30 protein-coding genes are annotated in these 24,918 nt (G+C 41.3%); 16 read left to right on the top strand and 14 right to left on the bottom strand.

Going from position 1 to position 24,918, the window contains the following annotated elements; all coding sequences use genetic code 11:
- Positions 1-59: 59 nt before the first annotated feature.
- A complete protein-coding gene (locus FB592_RS10170) occupies positions 60-2,732 on the bottom strand; it encodes an MMPL family transporter (RefSeq protein ID WP_141949480.1) in 2,673 nt (890 codons plus the stop codon).
- The gene (locus tag FB592_RS10175; RefSeq protein WP_021481637.1) at positions 2,729-3,187 is read right to left on the bottom strand and encodes a MarR family transcriptional regulator; all 459 of its coding nucleotides are present in this window, start codon (positions 3,185-3,187) and stop codon (positions 2,729-2,731) included. The genes FB592_RS10170 and FB592_RS10175 overlap by 4 nt, the downstream gene beginning before the upstream one ends.
- 168 nt (positions 3,188-3,355) lie before the next feature.
- Between FB592_RS10175 and dinB the strand changes: the two genes are divergently transcribed.
- The 3 genes from dinB (at position 3,356) to vmlR (ending at position 7,388) form a co-directional block, all read left to right on the top strand.
- Positions 3,356-3,874, top strand: a complete 519-nt coding sequence (gene dinB, locus FB592_RS10180) for a damage-inducible protein DinB (RefSeq protein ID WP_041351245.1) — start codon at positions 3,356-3,358, stop codon at positions 3,872-3,874.
- Between the two features lie 171 nt (positions 3,875-4,045).
- Positions 4,046-5,422 (top strand): amino acid permease, encoded by a 1,377-nt coding sequence (locus FB592_RS10185; protein ID WP_128441403.1) that lies wholly within the window; start codon positions 4,046-4,048, stop codon positions 5,420-5,422.
- Positions 5,423-5,741: 319 nt separating this feature from the next.
- Positions 5,742-7,388 (top strand): ABC-F type ribosomal protection protein VmlR, encoded by a 1,647-nt coding sequence (gene vmlR / locus FB592_RS10190; protein ID WP_049140469.1) that lies wholly within the window; start codon positions 5,742-5,744, stop codon positions 7,386-7,388.
- A gap of 160 nt (positions 7,389-7,548) precedes the next feature.
- Here the strand turns inward: vmlR and FB592_RS10195 are convergent, their stop codons facing one another.
- The 3 genes from FB592_RS10195 to FB592_RS10205 form a co-directional block, all read right to left on the bottom strand.
- The gene (locus FB592_RS10195; RefSeq protein ID WP_049140468.1) at positions 7,549-8,022 is read right to left on the bottom strand and encodes a GNAT family N-acetyltransferase; all 474 of its coding nucleotides are present in this window, start codon (positions 8,020-8,022) and stop codon (positions 7,549-7,551) included.
- A 161-nt stretch (positions 8,023-8,183) separates the two neighbouring features.
- On the bottom strand, positions 8,184-8,528 hold the full coding sequence (locus FB592_RS10200) for a DoxX family protein (protein WP_049140467.1): 345 nt from the start codon (positions 8,526-8,528) through the stop codon (positions 8,184-8,186).
- The gene (locus tag FB592_RS10205; protein WP_015382890.1) at positions 8,525-9,124 is read right to left on the bottom strand and encodes a TetR/AcrR family transcriptional regulator; all 600 of its coding nucleotides are present in this window, start codon (positions 9,122-9,124) and stop codon (positions 8,525-8,527) included. The genes FB592_RS10200 and FB592_RS10205 overlap by 4 nt, the downstream gene beginning before the upstream one ends.
- 356 nt (positions 9,125-9,480) lie before the next feature.
- On the opposite strand from FB592_RS10205, the gene FB592_RS10210 reads away from it, so the two are divergent.
- From FB592_RS10210 to cotP, 3 genes are read left to right on the top strand one after another with little or no spacing between them, the layout of a single operon-like run.
- Positions 9,481-9,753: a spore germination protein gene (locus FB592_RS10210; protein WP_038827544.1), complete on the top strand. Its 273-nt coding sequence runs from the start codon at positions 9,481-9,483 to the stop codon at positions 9,751-9,753.
- A gap of 13 nt (positions 9,754-9,766) precedes the next feature.
- Positions 9,767-10,009 (top strand): spore germination protein, encoded by a 243-nt coding sequence (locus FB592_RS10215; protein ID WP_014475957.1) that lies wholly within the window; start codon positions 9,767-9,769, stop codon positions 10,007-10,009.
- Between the two features lie 12 nt (positions 10,010-10,021).
- Positions 10,022-10,453, top strand: a complete 432-nt coding sequence (gene cotP / locus FB592_RS10220) for a spore coat protein CotP (protein ID WP_021481645.1) — start codon at positions 10,022-10,024, stop codon at positions 10,451-10,453.
- Positions 10,454-10,467: 14 nt separating this feature from the next.
- Here cotP and FB592_RS10225 read toward each other — a convergent pair whose 3' ends face one another.
- The gene (locus FB592_RS10225) at positions 10,468-11,175 is read right to left on the bottom strand and encodes a DUF421 domain-containing protein (RefSeq protein ID WP_014478990.1); all 708 of its coding nucleotides are present in this window, start codon (positions 11,173-11,175) and stop codon (positions 10,468-10,470) included.
- 206 nt (positions 11,176-11,381) lie between these two features.
- Here FB592_RS10225 and FB592_RS10230 point away from each other — a divergent pair, with 206 nt between their 5' ends.
- From FB592_RS10230 to FB592_RS10240, 4 genes are all read left to right on the top strand, one after another.
- The gene (locus FB592_RS10230) at positions 11,382-11,966 is read left to right on the top strand and encodes a DUF421 domain-containing protein (RefSeq protein WP_185739358.1); all 585 of its coding nucleotides are present in this window, start codon (positions 11,382-11,384) and stop codon (positions 11,964-11,966) included.
- A 123-nt stretch (positions 11,967-12,089) separates the two neighbouring features.
- Positions 12,090-12,320 (top strand): spore germination protein, encoded by a 231-nt coding sequence (locus tag FB592_RS10235; protein WP_038827548.1) that lies wholly within the window; start codon positions 12,090-12,092, stop codon positions 12,318-12,320.
- A gap of 32 nt (positions 12,321-12,352) precedes the next feature.
- Positions 12,353-12,646, top strand: coding sequence for a hypothetical protein (locus FB592_RS20935; protein ID WP_021481649.1), 294 nt, complete (start codon positions 12,353-12,355; stop codon positions 12,644-12,646).
- Positions 12,647-12,850: 204 nt separating this feature from the next.
- Positions 12,851-13,087, top strand: a complete 237-nt coding sequence (locus FB592_RS10240) for a spore germination protein (RefSeq protein ID WP_003244342.1) — start codon at positions 12,851-12,853, stop codon at positions 13,085-13,087.
- Positions 13,088-13,138: 51 nt separating this feature from the next.
- Here the strand turns inward: FB592_RS10240 and FB592_RS10245 are convergent, their stop codons facing one another.
- The 4 genes from FB592_RS10245 to FB592_RS10260 form a co-directional block, all read right to left on the bottom strand.
- Entirely contained in the window at positions 13,139-13,477 is a 339-nt protein-coding gene (locus FB592_RS10245) for a thioredoxin family protein (RefSeq protein ID WP_014475948.1), read from the bottom strand.
- A 185-nt stretch (positions 13,478-13,662) separates the two neighbouring features.
- Positions 13,663-14,052, bottom strand: a complete 390-nt coding sequence (locus FB592_RS10250; RefSeq protein WP_014475946.1) for a DoxX family protein — start codon at positions 14,050-14,052, stop codon at positions 13,663-13,665.
- A 98-nt stretch (positions 14,053-14,150) separates the two neighbouring features.
- Positions 14,151-15,089 (bottom strand): ring-cleaving dioxygenase, encoded by a 939-nt coding sequence (locus FB592_RS10255; RefSeq protein WP_038827550.1) that lies wholly within the window; start codon positions 15,087-15,089, stop codon positions 14,151-14,153.
- 15 nt (positions 15,090-15,104) lie between these two features.
- Positions 15,105-15,725, bottom strand: a complete 621-nt coding sequence (locus tag FB592_RS10260) for a nitroreductase family protein (RefSeq protein WP_021481652.1) — start codon at positions 15,723-15,725, stop codon at positions 15,105-15,107.
- 475 nt (positions 15,726-16,200) lie between these two features.
- On the opposite strand from FB592_RS10260, the gene mneP reads away from it, so the two are divergent.
- From mneP to FB592_RS10275, 3 genes are all read left to right on the top strand, one after another.
- A complete protein-coding gene (gene mneP, locus FB592_RS10265; protein WP_015252717.1) occupies positions 16,201-17,094 on the top strand; it encodes a manganese transporter MneP in 894 nt (297 codons plus the stop codon).
- A gap of 111 nt (positions 17,095-17,205) precedes the next feature.
- The gene (locus tag FB592_RS10270; RefSeq protein ID WP_038827552.1) at positions 17,206-18,018 is read left to right on the top strand and encodes a MerR family transcriptional regulator; all 813 of its coding nucleotides are present in this window, start codon (positions 17,206-17,208) and stop codon (positions 18,016-18,018) included.
- A gap of 89 nt (positions 18,019-18,107) precedes the next feature.
- Positions 18,108-18,797, top strand: a complete 690-nt coding sequence (locus FB592_RS10275; RefSeq protein WP_015252719.1) for a DUF554 domain-containing protein — start codon at positions 18,108-18,110, stop codon at positions 18,795-18,797.
- A gap of 57 nt (positions 18,798-18,854) precedes the next feature.
- On the opposite strand, the gene FB592_RS10280 is transcribed toward FB592_RS10275, so the two are convergent.
- The 3 genes from FB592_RS10280 to ydfH form a co-directional block, all read right to left on the bottom strand.
- Positions 18,855-21,026 (bottom strand): MMPL family transporter, encoded by a 2,172-nt coding sequence (locus FB592_RS10280; protein ID WP_141949482.1) that lies wholly within the window; start codon positions 21,024-21,026, stop codon positions 18,855-18,857.
- Positions 21,027-21,141: 115 nt separating this feature from the next.
- Positions 21,142-21,783, bottom strand: a complete 642-nt coding sequence (gene ydfI / locus FB592_RS10285) for a two-component system response regulator YdfI (protein WP_003244318.1) — start codon at positions 21,781-21,783, stop codon at positions 21,142-21,144.
- Positions 21,776-22,999, bottom strand: a complete 1,224-nt coding sequence (ydfH, locus tag FB592_RS10290; RefSeq protein ID WP_141949483.1) for a two-component system sensor histidine kinase YdfH — start codon at positions 22,997-22,999, stop codon at positions 21,776-21,778. Before ydfH ends, ydfI begins: the two co-directional genes overlap by 8 nt.
- Before the next feature lie 267 nt (positions 23,000-23,266).
- Between ydfH and FB592_RS10295 the strand changes: the two genes are divergently transcribed.
- The 3 genes from FB592_RS10295 (at position 23,267) to FB592_RS10305 (ending at position 24,115) form a co-directional block, all read left to right on the top strand.
- Positions 23,267-23,410, top strand: a complete 144-nt coding sequence (locus FB592_RS10295; RefSeq protein WP_014478971.1) for a hypothetical protein — start codon at positions 23,267-23,269, stop codon at positions 23,408-23,410.
- The gene (locus FB592_RS10300; RefSeq protein WP_010886421.1) at positions 23,407-23,586 is read left to right on the top strand and encodes a hypothetical protein; all 180 of its coding nucleotides are present in this window, start codon (positions 23,407-23,409) and stop codon (positions 23,584-23,586) included. Before FB592_RS10295 ends, FB592_RS10300 begins: the two co-directional genes overlap by 4 nt.
- An 85-nt stretch (positions 23,587-23,671) precedes the next feature.
- Complete coding sequence (locus FB592_RS10305) at positions 23,672-24,115, top strand: carboxymuconolactone decarboxylase family protein (protein ID WP_014475936.1); 444 nt, start codon at positions 23,672-23,674, stop codon at positions 24,113-24,115.
- Between the two features lie 80 nt (positions 24,116-24,195).
- Here the strand turns inward: FB592_RS10305 and FB592_RS10310 are convergent, their stop codons facing one another.
- Positions 24,196-24,876 carry an ArsR/SmtB family transcription factor gene (locus FB592_RS10310; protein WP_015715305.1) on the bottom strand — a complete coding sequence of 227 codons (681 nt, stop codon included), beginning with the start codon at positions 24,874-24,876 and terminating at the stop codon, positions 24,196-24,198.
- Positions 24,877-24,918: the final 42 nt, after the last annotated feature.

The raw sequence follows: 24,918 nt of genomic DNA on the forward strand, positions 1-24,918 counted from the left end.
TTTGGGTAACACGTCTAAAGTTAGTCGTTTAGTCATGAAAAAAGAGTGATGACCATTCATCACTCTTCTCTCGAATATTCTTTTCCTTTCTTCCTGCCGAACGGCCACCAGTTTCCTTCTCCAAAGGTTGCAATGATTGCCGGGATGAAGAGCGGAAGTATGACAAGGCCGTAAAGCAAGAGCCCGATGATGATAACACTTGCCACCTGCATCAGTGTATTGACACCTGAAGGCATCATCGCCGCGAACGTACCGGCCAATATAATGGCAGCTGTAATAATGACAGATCCCATTTTGCTCATTGACCTGACGACACCTTGCTCAATGCCAAGGTGCACCTCTTCCTTAAATCGATCCAGCAAGAAGATCGAATAATCTACCCCTAACGCGATCAAGATGACAAAGCTGAAGAATGGCACTGCCCAGCTGACACCCGCGTTTCCTAAGCCGTTTACAAAAATTAATTCTGTTATGGATATCGACGTATAGTACGTCAGCAGCAATGACGCGATCATATAAATCGGCATGATCATTGAGCGGAACAAAATGGTTAACACGATAAACAGGCCTATAATCATAATCACCATTGTTCTGGAGAAGTCCGTTGTGGACAGCTCCTTTAAGTCCGCATTCATACTCGTGACCCCGCCGTATACGATCTGTGCATCCTCCAAAGGAGTGCCGTCAACTTCGTTTGCGACAGCTTTTTTGATTTGGTTTATTGTCGCAATAGCTTGTTCTGAGTACGGATTTGAATCCAGAACGACACTTAATTGAACACCTTTGCCGTCTGCAAAGGAATACTGGTCAATTGACTTCTTAAAGTCTTTGTCCTTCATTACTTGATCAGGAATGAATATGCCTGTATCTCTTACAGTTGGACTTTTGCTCATGTCCTCTAACATATCACTGGAAGCTGTAATACCGTCAGAGACTTTCGTCAGGCCCTGATTTGCGCTCCTCACGCCTTCGGACAGCTTCTTCAGACTTTCTGTCAGCGTTCCGGCTTGTGCCTGCTGGCCTGAGAGCTGCTGGTTCGCTTGTTCAAGACCGGTTTGAATCTGGCCAAGCTGTCCGCTGATTGCCGTAAGCTGCTGCACGGTCTGTGCGGTATTGCCGGTTTGGGAAATCTGTTTGCTCACGAGCTGCAGCTGCTGATTGATTTTGCCCAAGCCATCTGCCGCATCGCCCAGTGAACCGCCAGACCCTCCATTTGAGGCCGAGCCGGTTTGCCCTGCCATTTGATTCAGTCCGTTTTCTATATCCGTTAATCCGCTTTGGACATCGGCAATCCCTTTTACCGTCTTATCCAGCCCGTCTGAAACCGATCCTAGCTGGTTATCAATATATAAATCTTTGATTTTTTCACCAGTCGGCTGCGTAATGGTCATCACAGAGTCAACATGATCAACTTTCTCGATCGCTTTGCTGATATTTCCTAGATAGGGAATTGTATCAGCTGTTGTAAGATCTTTGTCTCCTTTTACGACAACATTGATCGGGAACGCTTTTCCTTCCCCGAATCCATCCTTAATGACCTCGAGAGCTTTTATAGATTTATAATCGCTGCTGATTTCCGCAGTTGAGTCGAATGAAATCTGGTCATCATAGGTCAAGATGAACGGAAGCGTAATCACCACCGTGATGACAATGAACAGAAACGGACGCGCAACGGAGTGTCTGCCGAGAAACGCCCATAGTTTGTTATCACTGTGTGACAGCACTTTCTTAGAAGGCCAGAATAATTTTTCACCCAGCGTCACCATAAATAATGGCAGCAGTGTGTAGAGGATGATCATTAAAATTCCCACACCGACTGCTACCCCTACTGCGGATTGGAAAATCGCAAACTTCGCAAATCCTAAGGCGGAAAATCCGATTAATACCGCGAATCCGCTGATAAATAAGGTTTTTCCCCCTGTGCGGTAAGCGATAAGCGCCGCTTCTTTTTTATCATGCCCGTTTGCCAATTCTTCACGGAATCGTGTAAGAAGCAGTATGCAGTAATCTGTTCCAATGCCGAACAGGATCGCGACTAAGAAGGTTTGCGTAAACGTCGAGATTGGAAAATCAACATTGTATACAAGGATGCCCAGTATGGATTGACTGATCAGATAAGAAAAACCGACAACCACAATCGGGATAAAAGGCGTCACAACAGATCGGAACACGATCAACAGTAAACCGATGATCAGGCAGACTGTGATCACTTCCGTTTTCTTAAGCCCTTCCTCTGAGCTGTGAGCGAAATCCTGGTTGATAAGGGAAGCTCCCGTAATATATGCCGTCAAATCATCAGGAACGATTTGATAAATCTCGTCCGCAATTTTTTCCGCCTTTTTATCAGAACCTGTAATCGTGACAGGCATGAGAACGGTTTTCTTGTCTTTCGACATCAACTGGTCTTTGACTTCTTTTTCCGCTGACAGAGGAGATGTTACCTCTTCTACACCGTCGATCTTTTTGATTTTATCGATCATTATCCGGAGCTGATTCTCTGTTTCTTTCTTTAAAGCGTTGTCTAATGTAAAGACAACACTGATCGAATTATTTTCTTCTCCCGCTTGTTTTAAAATGGCGTTTGCCCTTTCTGAAACAGCATCAGCGGGAAGCTGGGCCTGCCCCTTTTGATTGGCCAGCTCCGTTAAGTTCGGAGAAAACAAACTCAAAACGACGGTAAGTGCTAATACTATGGCTGCAATTGCCCACTTGAATTTGATGATTGCTCTCATTCGGCAGAATCTCCTCCTTTAAATTTGCTTTTTAAAATGGTGAATATCTCGATGATGGAATGTAAGTGTTCCTCATCTATATCATCGATCAGCGGTTTGAGCGCGTTAAAGATGGCAGAATCTAATTCTTCTAGTATGTGTTCACCACTGGGTGTAATGTTAATAAGCTTAGAGCGCCTATCACTTTTTTCCGGACAGTCGCCCCATTGAACCAATCCCTTTTCGAGCAGCTTTTTCAGTCTGTTAGAGATCGCGCTTTTATGTACATTTTGGTACATGGCCAGGCTGCCGGGAGATGTTGGGCCCTTGACTTTTAAAATTTTCAACAGGTCTGCCTGTTCCCTTGAGATATGCTTGAAGACATCCTGATTGATTTCACGATGCACAAATTCTGTCCCTTCAAGCAGGACTTCCACAAACAGGTTTATCGCCTGACATAGCTTTTGTTCATTCAATATCTTCCCCTCCTCATTATAGTTTACCCCGCTAAACTTTATGTTCAATGTCAATTAGTTTATTCCCCTAAACTATATATGTCAACAAATTTTATTCACGAGCACTCTACATAAGAACGCACGTTCGTGTATAATAGAAGCTATACACACGAAAGGGGGAATTTTAACATGTCAGATTTTGCATTCAAATTGTATGAATATAACGTCTGGGCCAATCAACAAATATTCAACCGGTTAAAAGAGCTTCCAAAAGAGGTATACCATCAAGAAATTCAAAGCGTGTTTCCGTCAATATCCCATGTATTGTCTCATGTTTATCTTTCTGATCTCGGCTGGATTGAAGTGTTTTCCGGCAAAAACTTGAGCGATGCTTTGGCTTTAGCTGAACAGCTTAAAGAACAGACAGAGGCTAAAGAAATAGAGGAAATGGAAGACCTTTTTCTGAGGTTATCCGAGCGCTATATACTATTTTTACAGCAAAAAGAACAGCTCAATAAGCCACTCCAGATTCAAAATCCCTCAAGCGGAATCATGAAAACAACTGTTTCCGAACTTCTTCCCCACGTTGTCAATCACGGGACATACCACCGCGGCAATATCACAGCAATGCTGCGGCAGGCAGGCTACGCATCCGCACCGACAGATTACGGGCTCTACCTGTTTATGAAAAAAACTGAAAAAGCATAAAAAAGCGGCTCCCTAAATGGAGCCGCTTTTTTCGGGAAATAGTCCAAATCACATTAAAATTCTTTTCATCAATCCTTTTTTAGTAAAAAAGATAGAAATTTTAGTGTTATAATAATCATTAAAAATAGATTGCTGACTCAATAAACAATTTTCAATGGAGGAACACATAAAGTGACAGACGACATGACGAAAGACAATATAAATCAGCAAACGTTGCAGAGAGGCTTGAAAAACAGGCATATCCAGCTCATCGCCATCGGCGGAGCCATTGGGACAGGCTTATTTCTCGGCTCGGGCAAATCGATTCATTTTGCCGGACCTTCGATTTTATTTGCTTATATGATCACAGGGATCATTTGCTTTTTAATTATGAGATCGCTGGGTGAACTGCTGTTATCAAACTTGAACTATCACTCTTTTGTGGATTTTGTACAAGACTACCTAGGCGATATGGCAGCATTTATCACCGGCTGGACATATTGGTTCTGCTGGATTTCCATTGCGATGGCTGATCTGACAGCAGTCGGGCTCTACACTCAATATTGGCTCCCGGGTGTGCCGCAATGGGTGCCCGGCTTGATCGCTCTTATTATTTTACTGATTATGAACCTAGCGACAGTCAAGCTTTTTGGAGAATTAGAATTTTGGTTTGCTTTGATTAAAGTCATTGCCATTTTGGCGTTAATCGTCATTGGCCTTGTGATGATTTTCAAAGGCTTTTCCACAAGCTCAGGAGTGTCCAGCTTCACAAACCTCTGGAGCCACGGAGGCCTGTTCCCGAATGGCATGCACGGGTTTATCCTCTCGTTCCAGATGGTTGTGTTTGCTTTTGTCGGCATTGAGCTTGTCGGGCTTACGGCCGGTGAAACAGAAAACCCTGAAAAAGTAATCCCTAAGGCGATCAACAATATTCCTGTCCGTGTGCTGCTTTTTTATATCGGGGCTCTTCTCGTGATTATGAGCATCTATCCTTGGGATGTCATCAATCCCAGCGAAAGCCCATTCGTACAAGTATTTGTCGCTGTTGGCATCGTCGGGGCTGCAAGTATTATCAACTTTGTTGTGTTGACATCCGCTGCTTCAGCATGCAACAGCGCTGTATTCAGTACAAGCCGTATGGTCTATTCCCTGGCGAAAGATCACAATGCACCTGAGTCAATGGCGAAACTGACTCAGCGTAAAGTGCCTAGAAATGCTTTATTCTTTTCGGCTATCGTGATTTTAATAGGTGTTACGTTAAACTACATCATGCCAGAAGGCGTATTCACCCTGATCACAAGCATTTCAACCGTATGCTTTATCTACATTTGGGGGATTACGGTCATCTGCCATATGAAATACCGCAAAACAAGAGCTGAATTAGCGAAAACAAACAAGTTTAAGCTTCCGCTTTATCCGTTTACAAATTACCTGATTCTTGCGTTCCTGGCGTTTGTTCTGGTTGTGCTGGCACTGGCACAGGACACTCGTGTTTCCTTATTTGTCACACCGGTTTGGTTTATTTTGCTGATTGTGATTTATAAAGTGAGAAAAGCGAAGCATCAATAACACTCGAAACTCCTGCCTCAAAAATGAGAGCAGGGGTTTTTTTGATGAAAATGACCTTTGCTTTTGAATTTGAAGATATGCTATAGTGTTTGTAATCAAAACAAGAAGGGATGATGGGTGGACAATGATTAACTAATCTTATTTTTACCGTTTGAAATCAATATTTCAAATCAAAAAATAGGATTAGTCTGCCCATTTTCTATATATACGACACTGCTATTTATAAAAAATAGCTTATTTGATCATGCACAGGCACGGCTAATCCTTCCAACACATTTGGGAGGATTTTTTTATTCTCCCTTTAAAGCGAGGGATATGGATGAAAGAGATCGTAACATTAACAAACGTTAGCTATGAAGTAAAGGATCAAACTGTTTTTAAACATGTAAACGCCAGTGTTCAGCAAGGAGATATCATTGGGATTATCGGAAAAAACGGCGCTGGGAAATCTACGCTGCTGCACCTCATTCACAATGACTTAGCCCCTGCACAGGGTCAAATCCTTCGGAAGGATATAAAACTGGCTTTGGTTGAACAGGAAACCGCGGCGTATTCCTTTGCGGACCAGACACCTGCCGAAAAGAAGTTACTGGAGAAATGGCATGTGCCTCTTCGTGATTTTCATCAGTTAAGCGGCGGTGAAAAACTGAAAGCGCGGCTGGCGAAAGGACTATCAGAGGATGCAGATCTGCTGCTGTTAGATGAACCGACAAACCACCTTGATGAAAAAAGCTTGCAATTTCTCATCCAACAGCTGAAACATTATAACGGCACTGTGATTCTCGTTTCTCACGATCGATATTTTTTAGACGAAGCCGCAACAAAAATATGGTCGCTTGAGGATCAGACGCTGATTGAATTCAAAGGGAATTACTCCGGGTATATGAAGTTCCGGGAGAAGAAAAGACTCACCCAGCAGCGTGAATATGAAAAGCAGCAAAAAATGGTCGAACGGATTGAAGCACAAATGAATGAGCTCGCTTCTTGGTCGGAAAAAGCCCATGCTCAATCGACGAAAAAGGAAGGGTTTAAAGAATATCACCGGGTAAAAGCGAAGCGTACGGATGCCCAGATAAAATCCAAGCAGAAGCGGCTTGAAAAAGAGCTGGAAAAAGCAAAGGCGGAACCCGTTACCCCAGAATATACAGTCCGCTTTTCAATCGATACAACCCACAAAACAGGAAAACGTTTTTTAGAAGTTCAGAATGTAACAAAAGCGTTTGGAGAAAGGACCCTCTTTAAAAACGCAAACTTTACGATTCAGCACGGCGAAAAGGTTGCGATCATAGGCCCCAATGGCAGCGGAAAAACGACATTGCTGAATATCATTCTTGGACAGGAAACAGCAGAAGGAAGCGTATGGGTGTCGCCGTCCGCAAACATCGGCTATTTAACGCAGGAGGTGTTTGATTTGCCTTTAGAACAAACACCGGAAGAGTTATTTGAGAATGAAACATTCAAAGCAAGGGGGCACGTTCAAAATCTGATGAGGCACTTAGGTTTTACAGCCGCCCAATGGACTGAACCGATCAAGCATATGAGTATGGGTGAGCGTGTAAAGATCAAGCTGATGGCCTATATTCTGGAGGAAAAAGACGTGCTGATTTTAGATGAGCCGACAAACCATCTCGACCTGCCGTCACGCGAACAGCTGGAAGAAACACTGTCACAATACAGCGGCACATTGCTGGCGGTTTCACATGACCGATACTTTCTCGAAAAAACAACAAACAGTAAACTCGTCATCTCAAACAACGGCATCGAAAAGCAGTTAAATGACGCCGCTCCTTCAGAAAGAAATGAGCGGGAAGAGCTTCGCTTAAAGCTTGAGACAGAAAGACAAGAAGTGCTGGGAAAACTCAGTTTTATGACGCCAAATGATAAAGGGTATAAGGAGCTTGATCAGGCTTTCAATGAGCTTACGAAACGAATAAAAGAGCTGGATCATCAAGACAAAAAAGACTGAGGGAGAAAGTTCAAGCGGCATTGAAAAGGACAACAGCTGTTGTCCTTTTTCTTTATATGTTCAAGCCTTCCAATGACATTAATGTTTCTAATGATGACTTATAGTACCCTGCCACTGCTTCCAGATAGGCATGTTGTGTTTGGGTAACGTAAGCAACTTTTCAGCACAGCTGTTTCCGCATACGAATATTGGTCATGGCATAGCCCATCTTCTGATAAAGATAGACGGCTGTCTCGTTGTGTGCAAACACATGAAGGGCCAGCCTTTCCGCACCAAGCTCTCTTGCTTTTTCATCAAGCTTTTGAAGCGCCAATTGAGCCAGCCCTTTTCCGCGAAAGGCTTCATACAATCCAAAGGAATAGATAAACGCTTCCTTTTGCGGATGAAACGGATCAGCATACAGCCAGAGCCAGCCCATTCTTTCTCCTTGGTCATTTGTGATGTTCCAAAAATAATGATTGCTGCTGTCTCGCCCATTCGGAATCATGTTCTCATATGCCTGCTCCGATTTCTCAAACGCCTCTTTTTCCGTCCAAGTTCCTGACGCTATGTTTTGTTTCGCATAATTTTGCACGGACATCACTCGAAAGGCTTCGAACTCTTCCTCAGTCATGTCTTCCAAAGTGAATGCCATCCTGTATTCCTCCTTTATAAAAAAGCCCAGCTGATGCCGGACGAATAACGCAGAAATGGAGCTCTATTTTACTGCTTCAGTTAATTCCTGGACTTTCTATTATTCGATAAGAACAGGAGATTTCCTGCAAATGGGCTTGTTCTTAAACATTAGTGAAAAGCTTACGTGTAACTCCCCATGATGATCATGATAGAAACAATCAAACAAATCATCGCTGGTATCGCCATGATGACCGATTGTCTTGCTCGGAACATATGCGCATGAATGGCTCCCGCCATGAGAACGACAAACAGAACACCTGCTCCAATAGCTGCATACCGATTCCAAATTCCCGCTGTCATAGCAAGTGCCCCGGCTATTTCAAGAATGCCGGTAACAGTCAGAAACCATAATGGATATTGATAATGCCGCCAATGCTCAACTTGAAAGGGAACACGGCTTACCTTTATGATGCCTCCCGCAAACATAAAAACCGCCAAACTGACTTTCATCATAATAGATATCATCTTACGTCATTCCCTTTCGGAAGCATCCCGTATATTAAAAGATTCACAACCTCTGCTGCGAGGCTTGCCGGATCTTTGATTCCGGTTAACAAAAATGAATCGGTTAAATGTTCAATCATGCCGACCAAACACTCAGCGACAGTTTCCATATCCAGTTCAGAGTGAAAATAGCCAAGCCGCTGTTCTGCTTCTAAGTTTTCTTTCAAAACCATCGCCAAGTCTTTTTTCATTTGTTTTGCTTCCGGGTTGAGAAAAAAGCCGATCTTGGTTAAATCCTTGTCCTCAGCCAAAAATTGAAAAACAGTCTCTACAGCTAGCAGTACCCGTTTTGACACATCCTCCGTGTTTAATCCGTTTTCCAGAAGAAGTGACTCTGTCAGCTTTCTGACTCGAGAGTGAAAATCGGTGATTAACTCGGCAAAGATGGCTTCTTTGCTTTGAAAGTACAGGTAAAATGAAGGCTGTGTGAACCCAGCTTTTTTCACAATTTCACTTACCTTCGCGTCATGGAATCCCCGAATCGAAAATTCATTAGCGGCAGCTTTGAGTAACCGTTTCCGGCTTTCTTCTCCTTTACGTCCTTTTTTGCTTTTCAACGAGGACCACCCCCAAAAATAATACTCGCAAGTAATGTTACTCACGAGTATTATTTCATGGCATTAGCTTCATTGTCAATGATTTCAAACTGATCCTGTTTGCCAGCTTCCTTTATTAAAGGGTCTCATGTATTTCGAATAACTGAATCAATTCATTGATTACTATATTCAATGGCTTTTCATTCAACTGATAAGTATTTGCCAAATAGATTGACATTCAGGCTGTGACAAACTTTATTCTTTTTTCTAACGAGCATCACTCCAGGGCCAGATAGAGTTTTGCCCGCAAATGCAAGGAACAATTGGGTGCAGCAACGCATAATGTACTGTACAGAATGATGGAAGGGTGTGATGGGATGCCGTCTACAATAATCAACCTATATTATTTAAAGATCAACAGTATTTCGGGCAATGGTTCAATTACAATAGGTGAAGCCGCGCATAACAGCCATACCGCAAATAATAAATCTCAAGGGATCAACTCCTCTTTCGGTGATACATCACCTGCAGAATCAATCATGGAAAACTTCTTAAATGATCCTGATGTCAACGATCAGACAGAACTCGGAAACTCTGATAATACCACTATGAATGCTCCTCAGCTTCCAGTACCACCAATTTTAGATTAAAAGGAGTTTCGCTATGCCATACCAAATTAACATCGCAAATATTAAGGTGAACGGCGTCACACAAAACGGAAATATTGATGTCGGTCCAACCGTACACAACAGCCATACAGCGAACAGCAAATACTTTGGGGCAAACTTTTCTCTAGGGGATTTTTCGCCTTCTTCTTCTCTTTTAAATACTGGGAACCTCGATACTGATATCAGTGATCAAGACCAAATTGGAAACCCTTCTGCACCGATTTCAAACCAAATTTAAGGAGGATCCTAGATGGATCTCGAAAAAATGAGAAAGTGGCTTGAGATTACAAATGAATATAAGCAAAATGACTTTTGGACAAATGTGCTCAAGTATAAAGCCCCGGAACAATTTTTTAATACCAACACCTATACGCTCGTTTACGACTTTTATCAAGATGAAGAAGATAATTTTATCATTGTGGAAATGCCCGGTGTGTATGAGGAAGAATTAACGATCCGCTTACTATCTAAAACCCAGCTGCTGATCAAAGGAACGATCACGCCTGTTTTTCCAGCCGAAATGGAAGTGCTGCGTGAACGGTATTACGGAGAAATTGAGCGAATCATTCAGCTTCCCGAAGCCACTGAATCTCATTTGTTACAGATTCAGCTGTTAAACGGGCTTCTGCACATTTCGTACCCAAGACAAGTTGAAACCATTGCGTTCAATAAGGGACTTTAAGATTGATTGTTCCTTCATTCCTTATCCATAGGGACTGATATATGGTCTTTATATTGATCCACATAAATATCCCCATTACCCAGCAGCACTGCGTACACGGTCTCTTTCACCTTTATGTCTCTTTTTCGCAATTCCTCCAAAAGCCAGGATTCCGTCAAACGATTCTGCTTTAAATTATTCTCAATGATTTCTCCGTCCATAATAAGCTCTATCGGAAGCCTGTGTTCTTGGTTTACCGCAATCATTAAATCCTGTTTGGTCACATGCCGGAATTGCGGTTTTCTTAACACAGTCAGCTGACCATTCGTTTCAAGAATGGCAAAAAGAACTTCTTCGATATTAAATATTTCTTTTTCCCGTAATTGCTGATTTAAATAATCAAGCGTGTAACGCATTTTCCTCATATTTGATTCAAGTATCTTCCCGTTTTGAATCAGCACTGTTGGATCTCCGGCAAAAAATTTCCTCAGCTTCCTGTTCTTTATTGACAGAAACGAAATTAGAAAAATGGTTAGCACAAAAATACTAAACGAAATGGCCATATTGTGCGGTTTTATTGAAGTATTGTAAGCTAATCCGGCAGCAATCGCCCCTAGTGTTATCGCCGCAATAAAATCAAAAATCGTCATTTGAGAAATTGTCTGTTTGCCTAAAATTCGTTCTGCGATTAACAGCAAGCCAAAGCTGGCAACCGTTCTAATGACAACTTCAAGTTCAATCATCTTATGGCGCTCCCCGCTTCCCAGATTGTTTCGGTCAAAAAACTCCTGCTGCTATCATTGTTTGGCTTAATATATCCATCTATACCAAAAATATTGTTTGGTTTAGGACAGAATGAAAAACTGCCTTTCGGATATATTAAATTGCGATTGGCCGAAGAAAAGCCAATCCCATGACAAATCTAATTCATCATTGGTCAGGTGGTAGCATGAATTTCACTTGGGAATCTCTTGTTCTCATTGTAGCCGGAGTCATTTTGCTGAGAGTTTCAGGAATGAAATCAATCGCACAAATGACTTCAACTCAAACGGTTGTCATGATTTCAATCGGAACTATTATCGTGCAGCCAATCATCAAGTACAGCCTTTTCAAAACATTAATTGCGGCGGCAATTTTCACAATAACACTCATCGTAATAGAATGGATCCAAATGAGATCGAACTTCATTGAAAAGATGTTGACCGGAAAAGCAAAAGTTGTTATTGAAAACGGACAGCTTCATATCGAAAACTTAAAGAAGATGAGACTTACAGTTGATCAGCTTGAAATGCATCTAAGGCTTCACGGCGTTACGGCTATACAAGATGTCAAAATTGCGACATTAGAGGCAAACGGGCAATTAGGAATAGAATTAACTGATGACGCCAAACCTTTAACTGTCAGGGATCTAAAAAAACTCATTCACCCGAAGTTCATTAATAAGGACGGACAAGCCCATTTGTCTAGCAATCAGAATATTTTTGATGAAATTGGCAAAAAGAATAAAAAAAACATCCCTAAAAAACTGCATTAACAAAAGGCACTTGGAGAATTTTGCAGGTTTTTGTCTCTCACTGAATGTTTTTGCCGTTTTGTTTAAGCAATTGCTGCTCTCACACCATATTGTATAAACAGTCATAACGGAGAGGAGAGATGAATGATGAAATTCCCAGTTTATATTCATTCGATATCCGGAAACAGCGTTTTTAATAACGGTTTTGCATTCTCCATCAGCCCTTTCTCTGTTTCTAAAGAGACAGATGGTTCCGGAGGGAATAATACAGGTTTGGTTTTTGAATCCAATGCTTTAAGCCAAACAAGCTCCGCCAATCAAGCCCTACATGTTACAAATGCGGTCCAAGAACTGCTTTCCAAGCTTTTAGCGTAAACATAAGAAATGAACACTTCATGAGGTGCCGTATGGATTTTCCAATTATTCACACAAACTTTTGGGATGCTGTGATAGCTATTCCAATCATCATACTGATAACCCAAATCCTCAAAATATTATTGAAAATCCCCAAAACTTTTGTACCATCAGTTGCCTTAATAACAGGCCTTGTCATTTCTGTTTTCATAAGCCATCGACACAGCCTCTTTTCTGGCGTATTTATGGGCTGGTTTTATGGCTACGCTGCTATAGGCTCCTACTCATCATTAAAAACGACCATCTTATCCTTTAGGCAAACGAAAAACGATACATCAAATTCATAGATGACATATAACGATCTGCCGCCTCTTTATCAGGCGGCTTTATTTCTGCTGATAGGTTGATCATCTTCAAAAGAGACTCATTCACTCGCTATTATTTTTACCATTATGTTGATGCAATGATATAAAAACGCAATATCATAGAAGTAAATAGACTGCCAGCGTCCTCTATGACGGCTACTTCTGAGTGAAAGGAGTTTTTGAAGCATGCGATCTCAAATCAACATCTCAAATCTCACGATAAATGGAATGACACAAAACGCCAATACAGATATCGGACAAAACTTGCAAAACAGCCATACTGCGAACAGCAAAAATTACGGTGTCAATTTCACATTAGGAGATTACTCTCCTTCTCATTCAATTATTATTTCAGCAAGTTGTGATAATGATACAAGTGATCAAGGGCAGGTTGATAACCCTTCTTCGCCTAGTGAAGAATAAATTGATGCAAAAAAAAGAACTCATTTGAGTTCTTTTTTTTGCCTTATTTCTTTATTCGCCTTCATATAATCGATAAACCCTTTTCAGCTTTTGTTCAAGCTGTTCAAAATGAACAAAACGGGCTTCTCTTAGAAACTCAGTCCCATCAATGAACAAAAGAAGCACAGGAACGGTGAAAACTGAAAATCTGCCGGCGACCTCTGCTACATCGTCAGCATTGATATGCGCCAATTTGATGTTTGGAAACTGATCCAATACTATTCTGAGCTGGGGCAGAACTGCGTGACATACTGTACAGCCAGGCCTTGATATATAAATAAAACTGAATTTGTGCTGTTTGATAAAATTTTCTATAGAATCTAATGAATGTAATTCTGTCATCTCTTTCATCCATTTACTCCTTCAAATAGGTCTGTTTTCATGACCAAGCTCATCAATACGTATCATTCACTATACAGATTTTTATTTATGATATCCGCTTTTTTGCTTTGCAGAGTACCTGTAAGCTTGCCGGAAAATGTAAAAACAAAAGAACAGTTACTGACAAGCAGCAACTGTTCTTACATACTTTCTTATTAAAAATGCAAAGCGTAAGCTCCTGAACCGATGAGTGCAACCCCTACGGAAACTGCAATGAGCACCAGGTTATATTCAAAACCTCCCGCGCCATTCGCAAAACCTTTCGCTCCATGGACTTTTACGATGGCACCTAACATAATGATCGTTATGATAGCAGCTCCAAGCGGGAGGAATACGCCTAAAATAAATAGAATACCGCTTACTAACTCCCCAAGACCTGATAGAGCGGCCGCAACGTTTCCTGGTTTCACCCCAATTGACTCGAACCATTGTCCGGTTCCTTTAATCCCGTATCCGCCAAACCAGCCGAATAATTTTTGTGTGCCATAAAACAAAAACACCACACCAATCATTATACGAATAAGCAACAGTCCTGCATCTTCCATTTGTATCTCTCCTCATCTTTGATTTTATCTAATTCTTTGCTGACAGTATCCAGCAATCATCAATTGAATATATGTTTCTTTATTTTTTATGTGTCAAATCAATCTAACTCTCTTACTTCAAACGGCAGCAGCCCTTGTTCAATTTGTGTGCGATGCGGTTCATATTGCACAGGCAGCATCAGTTTTTCGCCCATTGTATCCTGTGTTTCATCATGTGCAAAGCCCGGGGGATCAGTTGCGATTTCAAACAGGATTTCCCCATGTTCCCTGAAGTAAATGGCATTAAAATAGTTTCTATCCCGAACAGGAGTTACACCATATCCGTGGGAAGCAATATATCTTTGCCAATCTAACTGATCTTCATCATCGTTAGCCCGCCAAGCGATGTGATGCACCGTTCCGGCCCCCATTTGCCCGCGGCCAATAGGCGTTAACTTAAGGTCAATCACATTTCCGATATCACCGGCGGAACGATAACGAACGAAGTCCCCTTCTTTGCCGACTCGCTCCAGCCCCATGATGTTTTCTAAAAGGTCAGCGGTTTTGTCAGGATGCGCTGATAATAGGGTTGCACCCCCAAAACCTTTAATGGCAACATCGGGCGTTACTTCTCCGAAAGTCCACGTATTAGCCTCTCCTTCTTCTCTTTCCACGATTTCTAAGTGCAGTCCATGAGGATCATCAAATTCTACATATTGTTCCCCAAAGCGCTCGATTTTGGTGTATGGAACGTTGAACTTTTCTAGTCTCTTTTCCCAAAATGCCATAGCCCCTTTCGGCACGACATAAGAAGTCACGCCAACTTGACCGTCTCCAATGACGCCTTGGCGGGCTCCGGCCCACGGAAAGAAGGTAATGATTGTTCCCGGCTTCCCGCCTTCATTCCCAAAATAAAGATGATACGTACCTGGGTCATCAAAATTGACAGTTTGCTTGACCAAACGAAGCCCAAGCACTCCTGCGTAGAAATCTGTGTTCTCTTGAGGGTGACCGACAATCGCCGTAATATGATGAATTCCCATCGTTTTTTTAGCCATTTTTATCCGCTCCTTTTACATATACTCAACAAACTCATTCACAGGCTTCCGGTAGCCGCGCGGTCTTCTGCTCTCTGTTTTTTCTTTTCCAATCGTAATCATCATGACAACCTCAAATTGGTCGTCTATGTTCAAAATCCGTTTTACGGCTTCCGCATCAAAGCCGATCATCGGGCAGGTATCCCAGCCTTTTTCCTTAGCACTCAGCATAAACATCATCGCAGAAAGTGAAGCATTCCTTATCGCCTCATCTCTCTTAAATTGTTCTCCCCTGTTTTCATAAAACGAAACAGTGTCGTGCACCATGTGGTCATACTCTTGCTTATTTAATATCCCCAATACCTTTAAACCTTCATAGATATCGGACGCTTGTTGATATGCCTGCTTATCCCCTAATACCAAGAGAACCGCAGATGAGCTAACCACTTTATATTGTCCGTTTGCGGCCTGCTTCAGCTTTTCTTTTACGTCCTGGTCAAGAACCGCCACATATTTTGTATGCTGCAAATTAAAAGCCGATGGCGCCAATGCAACCAATTCAAACATTTCATTGAGGTCTTCTTTTGTGATTGGATGACCTGAAAGAAAATTGCTTGCAGATCGTCTTTCATTGACTAACTGTATAAATTCAGCCAATACGATACACTCCCTTTTATCTCGAATTCGAGATATTGTATTATAAAAAATCCATATTGAATATTGTGTAAAAGAAATGACAACGGATTGAACACTTAGAGTTGCGCTTGATCGCTGATCTTTTCGACCAAATATCTCAAATTAAAATATCTTGAATATGAGATAATAGTAAAATACAGATCCTCTCATGTCAAGAGGTTTTTAAAAATTAGTGGGAATTTTTCACTGACGGCAGCATTTTAATAGCGAATCATCACTGTTGTTACATAAGAACTCATTTGTTTGCTTTATGACCTTTTAGCATAGCTCCAACTTTTTTTCTGTCACCTTATTTATTAGTAAACAGGAAACAACGTTGCTATAGACCCACTCGAAATTGAATTGGTATGATAAGCAAAGTGATTACACAGGAAAGGATACGGAGAGCGTATATAGAGCACTCCTATTTTTTTGTGCAGTTTTATAGGAGGAAAAAATGGCAAGTGAAAGAGAACAAATAAGCAGAAAAGTTGCTTTGATTGCATTGATCGCCAATCTGATCTTAATGGCAGGAAAGGTCTTTTTTGGGCTGGTAGGCGATAGTGAAGCCGTGTTTGCAGACGGAATACATTCCGCGGCAGATGTCGTTGCTTCGATTGCAGTCTTGGCAGTGATCGGCATTTCCAATAAACCGCCCGATCAAGACCATCCTTTTGGTCACGGAAAAGCTGAAGTCATTAGTGAGGCGATTGTAGGAATTATCTTAGTGATCGTATCCGTTTATATCCTCATAGAAGCGATTCTGTCCTTTGTTAAAGGGCCAAGCGTTCCCCAATACAGCGCATTGTTTGCGGCTCTGATTTCGTACGTGGCTAAGGAAATCTTATATCGTTATTCTATAAAGCAAGGGGAAAAATGGAACAGCAAAGCGATTATAGCGATTGCGTACGATCACAAAGGCGATATCGTTGCCTCTCTTGCCGCTTTTATCGGCGTCCTGTTGGCTATCATCGGAAACACCCGCGGATGGTCCTATCTGTTGTACGCCGATGCCATTGCCAGTGCAATCGTTGCTTACCTCATTTTTAAGATTTCAATGGAATTAATCAGGCCGTCTGTTGATGTGCTCATGGAAAAGAGTGTTGATCCCGAGCTGATAGAGGAATATAAAGCTGTTATTTTTCAATGTGATCAAGTAAAACGAATTGATAGAATCCGCGCGCGAGAACATGGCCACTATAAATTGCTTGATGTCCGTTTATCTTTGGATCATGATTTGACAATTAAGCAGGGACACGATATTGCCCGCGAAATTCGAAATGAAATCAAAAGACAGTTTTCAGATGTAGAAGAAGTGCTCATCCATGTGAATCCTTATTTCGAAGAATGAAAAGCTCCTTTTTAGAAGGAGTTTTTTCTTTATGCTGCAAACTTTACCTTTAGAACTCGCCGTACTATATAATGTGTGTATATCAATCATAGGGACAGAAAGGTTGTTAGAATGAAGGAATTTTTTTCGATTGGAGAAGTGTCAAAGTTATTCAATGTGAAAATCTCTGCTCTTCGGTATTATGATGAAATCGGTCTTTTGAAACCGGAATATAAAGACGAGCAAACGAACTATAGATATTATTCTACCCAACAGTTTGAGCGGCTTGATACCATCAAATATTTGAGGGCCTTAGGCCTGCCAATCAATAAGCTTCTTGATTTTTATAACTCTCAAAATACGAACACTCTTCTTCATTTACTAAAAAGCCAGCAGGCTGAAATTGATCGCAAAAAGAAAGAATTGGAACGCATTGAACGAAAGATCTCCCGGCGTATCACACATATAGAAGATGCCGTTAACATGCCGTTACATCAAATTTCAAAAATCAAACTTCCCGCAATGCGTGTGGCTTACTTGCAGCATGAATATGTTCTCGGCCATGATATCGAACATTCGTTAGCTGAATTGAGAACCCACCTGAATGTAAACGAAGATATATTCATAGGCAAGATCGGTTTATCCATTTCTGCAGCAAATGTGAGGGCAAAACAGTTTGACAAATATTCCAGTATATTTATGATTCTAGAAGATGAAAATGAAAAAACTTCATCAGAAATCATTTTCCCTTCAAGAGAATATCTGCAAATTAGGTTTAGAGGGTCACACCTCGAAGCCGAACCATACTACAAAACATTACTGGCGTATATGGAAGAACATCATTATGAGGTAGCAGGGGATTCAATCGAAATCACACTCATTGATTATGGCATTACGAATAACCTAGACAATTATGTGACTGAAATCCTGCTGCCCATCAAATAATCTCATGAATATGTTTTGATCTCCCTTGACTCTCTACTAACTAGAGGGTTTATTTTTTATGCAGGAATGATTTTTGGAGGAGAAAGCTTATGTTTGGAACGATTTTTAACACAGTGATGATCATTGCAGGAAGCATAATCGGGGGGATATTCAAAAAAGGCATTAAAGATGAATACCAGGATATTTTGATGCAGGCAATGGGATTCGCTGCAGTCGCGCTGGGGATCAACGCCATTACACAGCATTTGCCTGATAGTAAATACCCCATTCTATTCATTGTGAGTTTAGCCATTGGAGGTTTGCTAGGCCAGATCATCAATTTAGAATTACGATTCAACAAGCTGGTGAACAAATTTTCTAAAAGCAATTTAGCAGAGGGCTTATCTACTGCGGTCTTATTATTTTGTATAGGTTCGCTGTCAATATTGGGCCCTGTTGAAGCCGCTTTGCATGGAGATTATACATACCTCCTGACAAACGGGATGTTAGATGGGATCACCTCCATTGTGCTCGCTTCAACTTTTGGTTTTGGAATAGCGGCTGCCGCCATTGTATTATTTGCCTGGCAGGGCTCCATCTATTTATTTGCTAAAGTAATGGAGAGCGCAATCAATACAGACCTTATTAATGAAATCACAATTGTGGGAGGCATACTCATCCTCAGTTCAGGTCTAAGCATTCTTGGAATCAAGAAGTTCAAAACATTGAATTTGCTGCCTTCCCTCTTGATCCCTCCTGTTGTGATTTTTGTGATTCATGCATTTGGATTGCGGTTTTAATGCTATTACTTTAACTATTTAACAAAAAAGCAGATCATAAAAGATCTGCTTTTTCTATTACATGATTTGCTTCTTTTGTTCATGATCTATTTCTGGCTGTATTTCCTTTGTCAGTTGATGCCCTTCTATATCCACGTTCGGAATCATCTTGTCCAGCCATTTCGGCAAATACCAGGCTGCATTCCCCATCAGCTTCATGACACTTGGAATCAGTGTCATTCTTACAATAAAGGCATCAAAGAGCACACCAAAGGAAAGAGCTAATCCGTTGGCTTTAATAGAAGCTTCGCCGGCAAAGATAAATCCTGCAAAAACGAAAATCATGATCAAGCCGGCTGCTGTAACAACAGGACCGCTATGTTTTAATCCAGCCTGAATGGCTTGTACTGGATTGTTTGTTTTTACATATTCTTCACGCATTCTGCTGACAAGGAATACTTGATAATCCATGGCTAACCCGAACAGAATCCCAATCGATAAAATCGGCAGGAAGGCGAGTATCGGCCCTCTTTCAGGTATTTTGAAAAAGTCGATGAGATTCCCGTCTTGCAAGACAAATACACAGATCCCAAGAGTGGCTGTCATCGTCAACACGAAACCTGCAACAGCAACAAGCGGCACAAGCAGCGAACGGAAAACGATGGTCAGCAATACAAACGCAAAGCCAACAATAAGTACAGCAAACACCGGTATCGCATCATTCAATCGATCTGAAATGTCAATATTCACTGCAGTCGATCCAGTAACAAGCAAATCTACTCCGTTTTTATCTGACAAACTGCGTACATCGTGTACCAAATCTTTCGTTGTGACATCATTTGGACCTGTTTCCGGAACGACCGTAATGATGGCAAAGTTCCCTTCTTTATTAGGCATTGCAGGGGTGACACTTGCTACATGGTCTAAACCCTTTATTTCTTTCACTGCATCTGCGAAAGCCTCCGCCTTATTTTCTGTAGCATTTGTGGCATCCGCTACGATTGTTAATTGGCCATTAAATCCTTCTCCAAAGCCTTCGGCAAGCAAGTCATATGCCCGGCGATCCGGATTATCCTTAGCTTTCATCCCAGCATCAGGCAAGCCCAGTTCCAAATGCATAGATGGGATACTAATGACGATCAAAATCAGAATGCTGCATACACTTAGCATGATAGGATTTTTGGTGACAAAGCGTCCCCAGACATTTGTTTCAGTGCTTTGTTTTTCTATTTTCTTGTTTGATTTCGGAATCATCCGCTTCCCTGCAATCGATAAGACCGCAGGCACAAGTGTGATGGAAGCCAAGACAGCCATCAGTACACTAAGCCCTGCTGTCAGCCCCATCGCAGACATAAAGGGAATGTTAACAACAGTTAATCCGCAAAGTGCAACGATAACAGTAAGTCCGGCAAAAACGACTGCGCTTCCCGCTGTTCCCACGGCTCTCGCAATTGATTCATTCTTTTGTATGCCCTCGCCTAAAAACTGGCGGTGTTTCATAAAAATAAATAAAGCATAATCAATACCAACAGCAAGGCCAATCATTCCGGCTAATGAGAGACTGACGGAAGCAATATCAAATACTTGTGTCCCAATCAAAACCAGTCCAATACTTACACCTAAACCAATCAGTGCAGTTAAAATCGGCAAACCTGCTATTAATAAAGAACCGAATGTAATGGCTAAAACGACAAAAGCCAAGATAATGCCGACAATTTCAGAGACACCGCCTATCTCCATCTCGGCTCCCGGTACATCTCCGCTTAGCTCAGTTTGCAATCCTTCATCATCAGCCATTTTCAAACTGTCTTTTAAGTGTTTGATAGAGTAATCCTTTATATCATCTGCTGATGATTTATACTTGATATCAGCATAGGCAACTGTGCCATCTTTCGCGATTGTCCCTGTCACAAAAGGACTTGCAATCGAGTCAACAGAATCATCTTTACTGATTTCTTTGAGCGTATCTTCTATTGCTTTGTTTGCTGGCTTCCCAGTAAGTTTCTCCCCATCACCAGCACCGAAAATAACCCGTATGCTCCCTTTATCAGGACCGTGAGGAAATTCTTTTTGAATCACATCCATCGCTTTTTCCGAAGGTGTGTCAGGTATGGACATATCCTCAGAAAAACTTGGTTTCAAGGTGACTGCAAGGCCTATCGCAGCAACTAACACAACGATCCACGCACAAATTGCTTTTATGCGATTGCGAGCAACCCATCCTCCTAATGTATATAACATTTTTGACATGATAATCTCCTTTCAACACATTGCTTGATCACATTCTTTCTCATTGTAGTTGACAATGAAATGAAAAAAACGTACATTCGGGCATGTACGTTTGGGCAATTTTCAAATATGCAGTTTAGTTGTCTATTGTCAGAATACCTTTTTGCATGGCAATCGTTACTGCCTCAGTTCTTGAATTCGCGCCTAATTTATTGTAAATGGACGTTAATCTGGACTTTACTGTTCGCTCAGAGACGCCCAAATCAAAGGCAATCGCTTTGCTTTTAAGACCTTTAGCAATTGCTTTTAGAACAATGACTTCCTTTTCTGTCAGCTGCGTCTCATTGCGCTGCTTTTTCATCCGCTCAAATTGGATTTCTTGCAGACGTTTAAGAATATCAGGCTGCAACAGCACATTTCCTCTGATCGCTGCATCCATTGTGTGAAAAAGGGTTTCTGAACTCGTATCCTTTAACAGATATCCTTTCGCCCCTAATTCAATCCCTTCGATCATTAAGTGATCTTCATTATATGTAGTCAAAATAATGATGGGGGTATCGTGTTTTTCTTTTATTTGTTTAATGGCCTCTAACCCGCTCATCTCCGGCATATACAAATCCATCAGAATGATATCCGGTTCTAATTCATCTGCAAGACGGACTGCGACTTTTCCATTTTCCGCCTCTCCTATAATGGTGTATTGATCATTCGTTTCAATTAAAAGCTTCAGACCTTCCCTCACGACAAGATGGTCATCAACGATTAAAACCTTATTCATCTTGCATCTCTCCCTGAATTGGTACAGTGATCTCAATTTGTGTTCCTTTCAATTTTGTACTCTTGATATTGAATTGGCCATTTATTGCCCTGACGCGTTCTTGTATGCCAAGAAGCCCATAATGTCCTCTCTTTTTCTTTCCTTTTTCAACATCAAATCCCTTGCCGTTATCCTTAACTGTTAAATGGAGCCTTCCCTTTTCTTCATCCCAAATGGATATCCAGATTGTTTTCGCCTCAGCATGCTTTGCCGCATTCGTCATGCATTCTCCAATGATGTAATAACAGTTTTCAGCTGTACGCACATCCAGCACCTGATGCAATCTGTAATCTAATAAACAAGCCATGCCTGTCGACTCTATAAAATGATCCATTAATGAGGTAATTCTTTCTTTTAAAACACCGATTTCTTCTGATTTGCTGCGGAGATCGTCAATAGCTGAACGTGCATCAGCTAATGTGCTTTTCACTCTTTTCATCGATTGTTGTATGATTTCCTTCGCTCTCTCTGTGTTGCCTTTGGCGAGATGAACATGAATCGCATCCAGCTGCATATTTAAACTGACAAGACCTTGAGCAAGCGTATCGTGTAAGTCTCGGGCCATCCGCTGTCTTTCGTTCTGCAGCGTCAGCTGTTCTACCTGCTGATGAGCCAGCTCCAGCCTTTCAAGAGTCAATTGAGCTTTTATTTTTTCATCGACTTGGGCAAAAAATGTTGCGGCATAAGTGATGATGACAATCATGATCGGCGCAGCAATAACAATAAAATGCAAAACTTCACCTTTATGAAGGTGATACGCCGAATTTATGACCAGCAGCAGCAATAGATAAAGAATGAGAAAAGTCCTTCTTCTGTCAGCCATTCCTATGATTTGTCCAATTAAAAATGCATAAAGGCCGATAATGACAAGTATAAAGAAGCCAGTCATGAGATTAGCAAGTGCAAAGGTGATCAAACCTTGTACCACGAAATACAGAATCACTTTTTTCTTAACCCAGCGATATGAGTGCCAATGAAGCAAAGCAAAAATGGCGATTAATATGGTAAACGCATAAAGCAATAAAATGGACCAGCCCCCAGAAACAAATTGCAGCACGATAGAGGCTATATAGATCATGAGAATAAAAGCCAGGCCCGGCACTCTGAGTGCAAGCATGTTTAATGCCCGCCTATCATGTGAGTAATATTTATCTTTGAAAGGATTCCTTATAAGCAAACCTTATCCACTTCCTTTACCTGTTTCACCGAATAGAGATTCATGAAAATCGAACCCATATTTCAACGTGCAAACATACATGTATCCAATCATTTTATAGGAAGAGAAGGAACACAACAATATCAGGTGCAGGGAAACATTAGAGTTTCCAATAAGTGATCATTGCCCAAACGTACATGAACGTTCTGCCTCTATGTACGTTTTATCTTTTCAAATTTACCTTTAAAATCATAAGGAACTTACTATTCATTGAAGGAATGATCATCATTGAAATCGATTGATCTCACAATTTTATCATTAAAGAGAAAAGGAATCCGGACTGAGAAGGTATTAAAAAATCAGAACCCTGATCGATTAAGCCATATGACAGACAAAAATGCGCAACCAAAAAGCAAGGAAAAAGAAGATTGAACATGTATTGGTTTCTAGGTGCTTTATTATATTTTCTGATCGGTACTTATATATTCATTAGAGTCACTAGAGACAGCCAATCAGGCTCATGGATACTGCTTGCATTAGCAGCTCCACTCATCATTGCTGGCTACCCTTATTTTTATTCAAAGAAACTTCTTTCCAAAAGACGGTGATACAGCTGTCATTCAAACCGCACATTGGTAAAATGATCAATACCGGGATACAATCTAGGTATTCTATGGAAAGGAGTCTTGCCTTATGAGTCAAAGAGTGTCCTACTATGAGATTGCACCTGAAGGTATGAAAATCATGATGGATATGGAGAAATACACGAAACAATCCTCAATTAACCGAACGACGAGAGAACTAATCAAAATCAGAGTCTCTCAAATGAACGGCTGTGCCTTCTGCATAGATATGCATACGTCCGATGCCCGCAAAATGGGAGAAACTGAACAGCGAATTTACTGTTTACATGCTTGGAATGAATGTGATTTTTACTCACCTGAAGAGAAAGCGGCTCTCGAACTATCTGAACACATCACGCTCATTCCATCTAAAAGGGTTCCTGATGAGCTATATCATCGGGTGCGGGAACATTATGATGAGAAACAATATGTTGACCTTGTTCTGATCATTAATCAAATAAACAGTTGGAACCGCATCTCGATTGCAATGGGGAATCGAGCTGCTTCAAAATAAGAAGAAGGAGTAAGATTAGAACAAATCTTACTCCTCCCTAGATTTCGTACCGCATCATCTGATGTTTCCGTTTCAACATCCTAAATCTTCACGTTTAGGTGCTTTTCAAACGCGATTTTCCCGCTTTGTGTAATCCTAATCGCTCTCGTTTTAGGCATACGAACGATCCACTCTTCTTCTAACATGCACACCAATAGGGCGTTTCCTAATGCTCCTGCAATATGATGCTGCCGTTCACTCCAATCCAAACAGCAGCGGGCAAAGGCTCTCCTCTTATTCCGTTGTTGCTCTTCATTGATGCCTAACTTTGAAAAGAATAAAGCACCCTCTGAAGTCACCTCAAAGTTTAAATCAACTTTTTTTAACATCCCCTGCTCAACTAATGAATGTGCCATTTGCACGCCCACATAACCTGCCAAATGATCATAACAGGTACGGGCGAAATGCAAGTCCTTTTTCTCTTTTGACTCTTTTAAAGATTTGACTTTTGCTTTAGGCGCAATATGAAGCAATTGTTCGATCACATTTGCAGCATCTGAGTCAGACAATCTGTAATACCGATGTCTCCCATGCTTCTCTACGCTAATCAGCTTTGCTTCAAGCAATTTATTCAGGTGAAAACTGGCGGTTTGAGGTTTAATGTTAGCGAGATATGCAAGCTCTCCCGCAGGGTGTATCCTGCCATCCATCAGACTGAGAAGAATGGAAGAACGCGAGGGATCTGATAGCAACGAAGAGATTTTTGCAATATTAGGATTCATGATTTTCCTCCTTACATTCATATTTCGATGATAGTTGAAATG

The sequence above is a fragment of the Bacillus sp. SJZ110 genome, from assembly GCF_006715455.1.
In the GTDB taxonomy this organism is placed as follows: Bacteria; Bacillota; Bacilli; order Bacillales; family Bacillaceae; genus Bacillus; species Bacillus subtilis.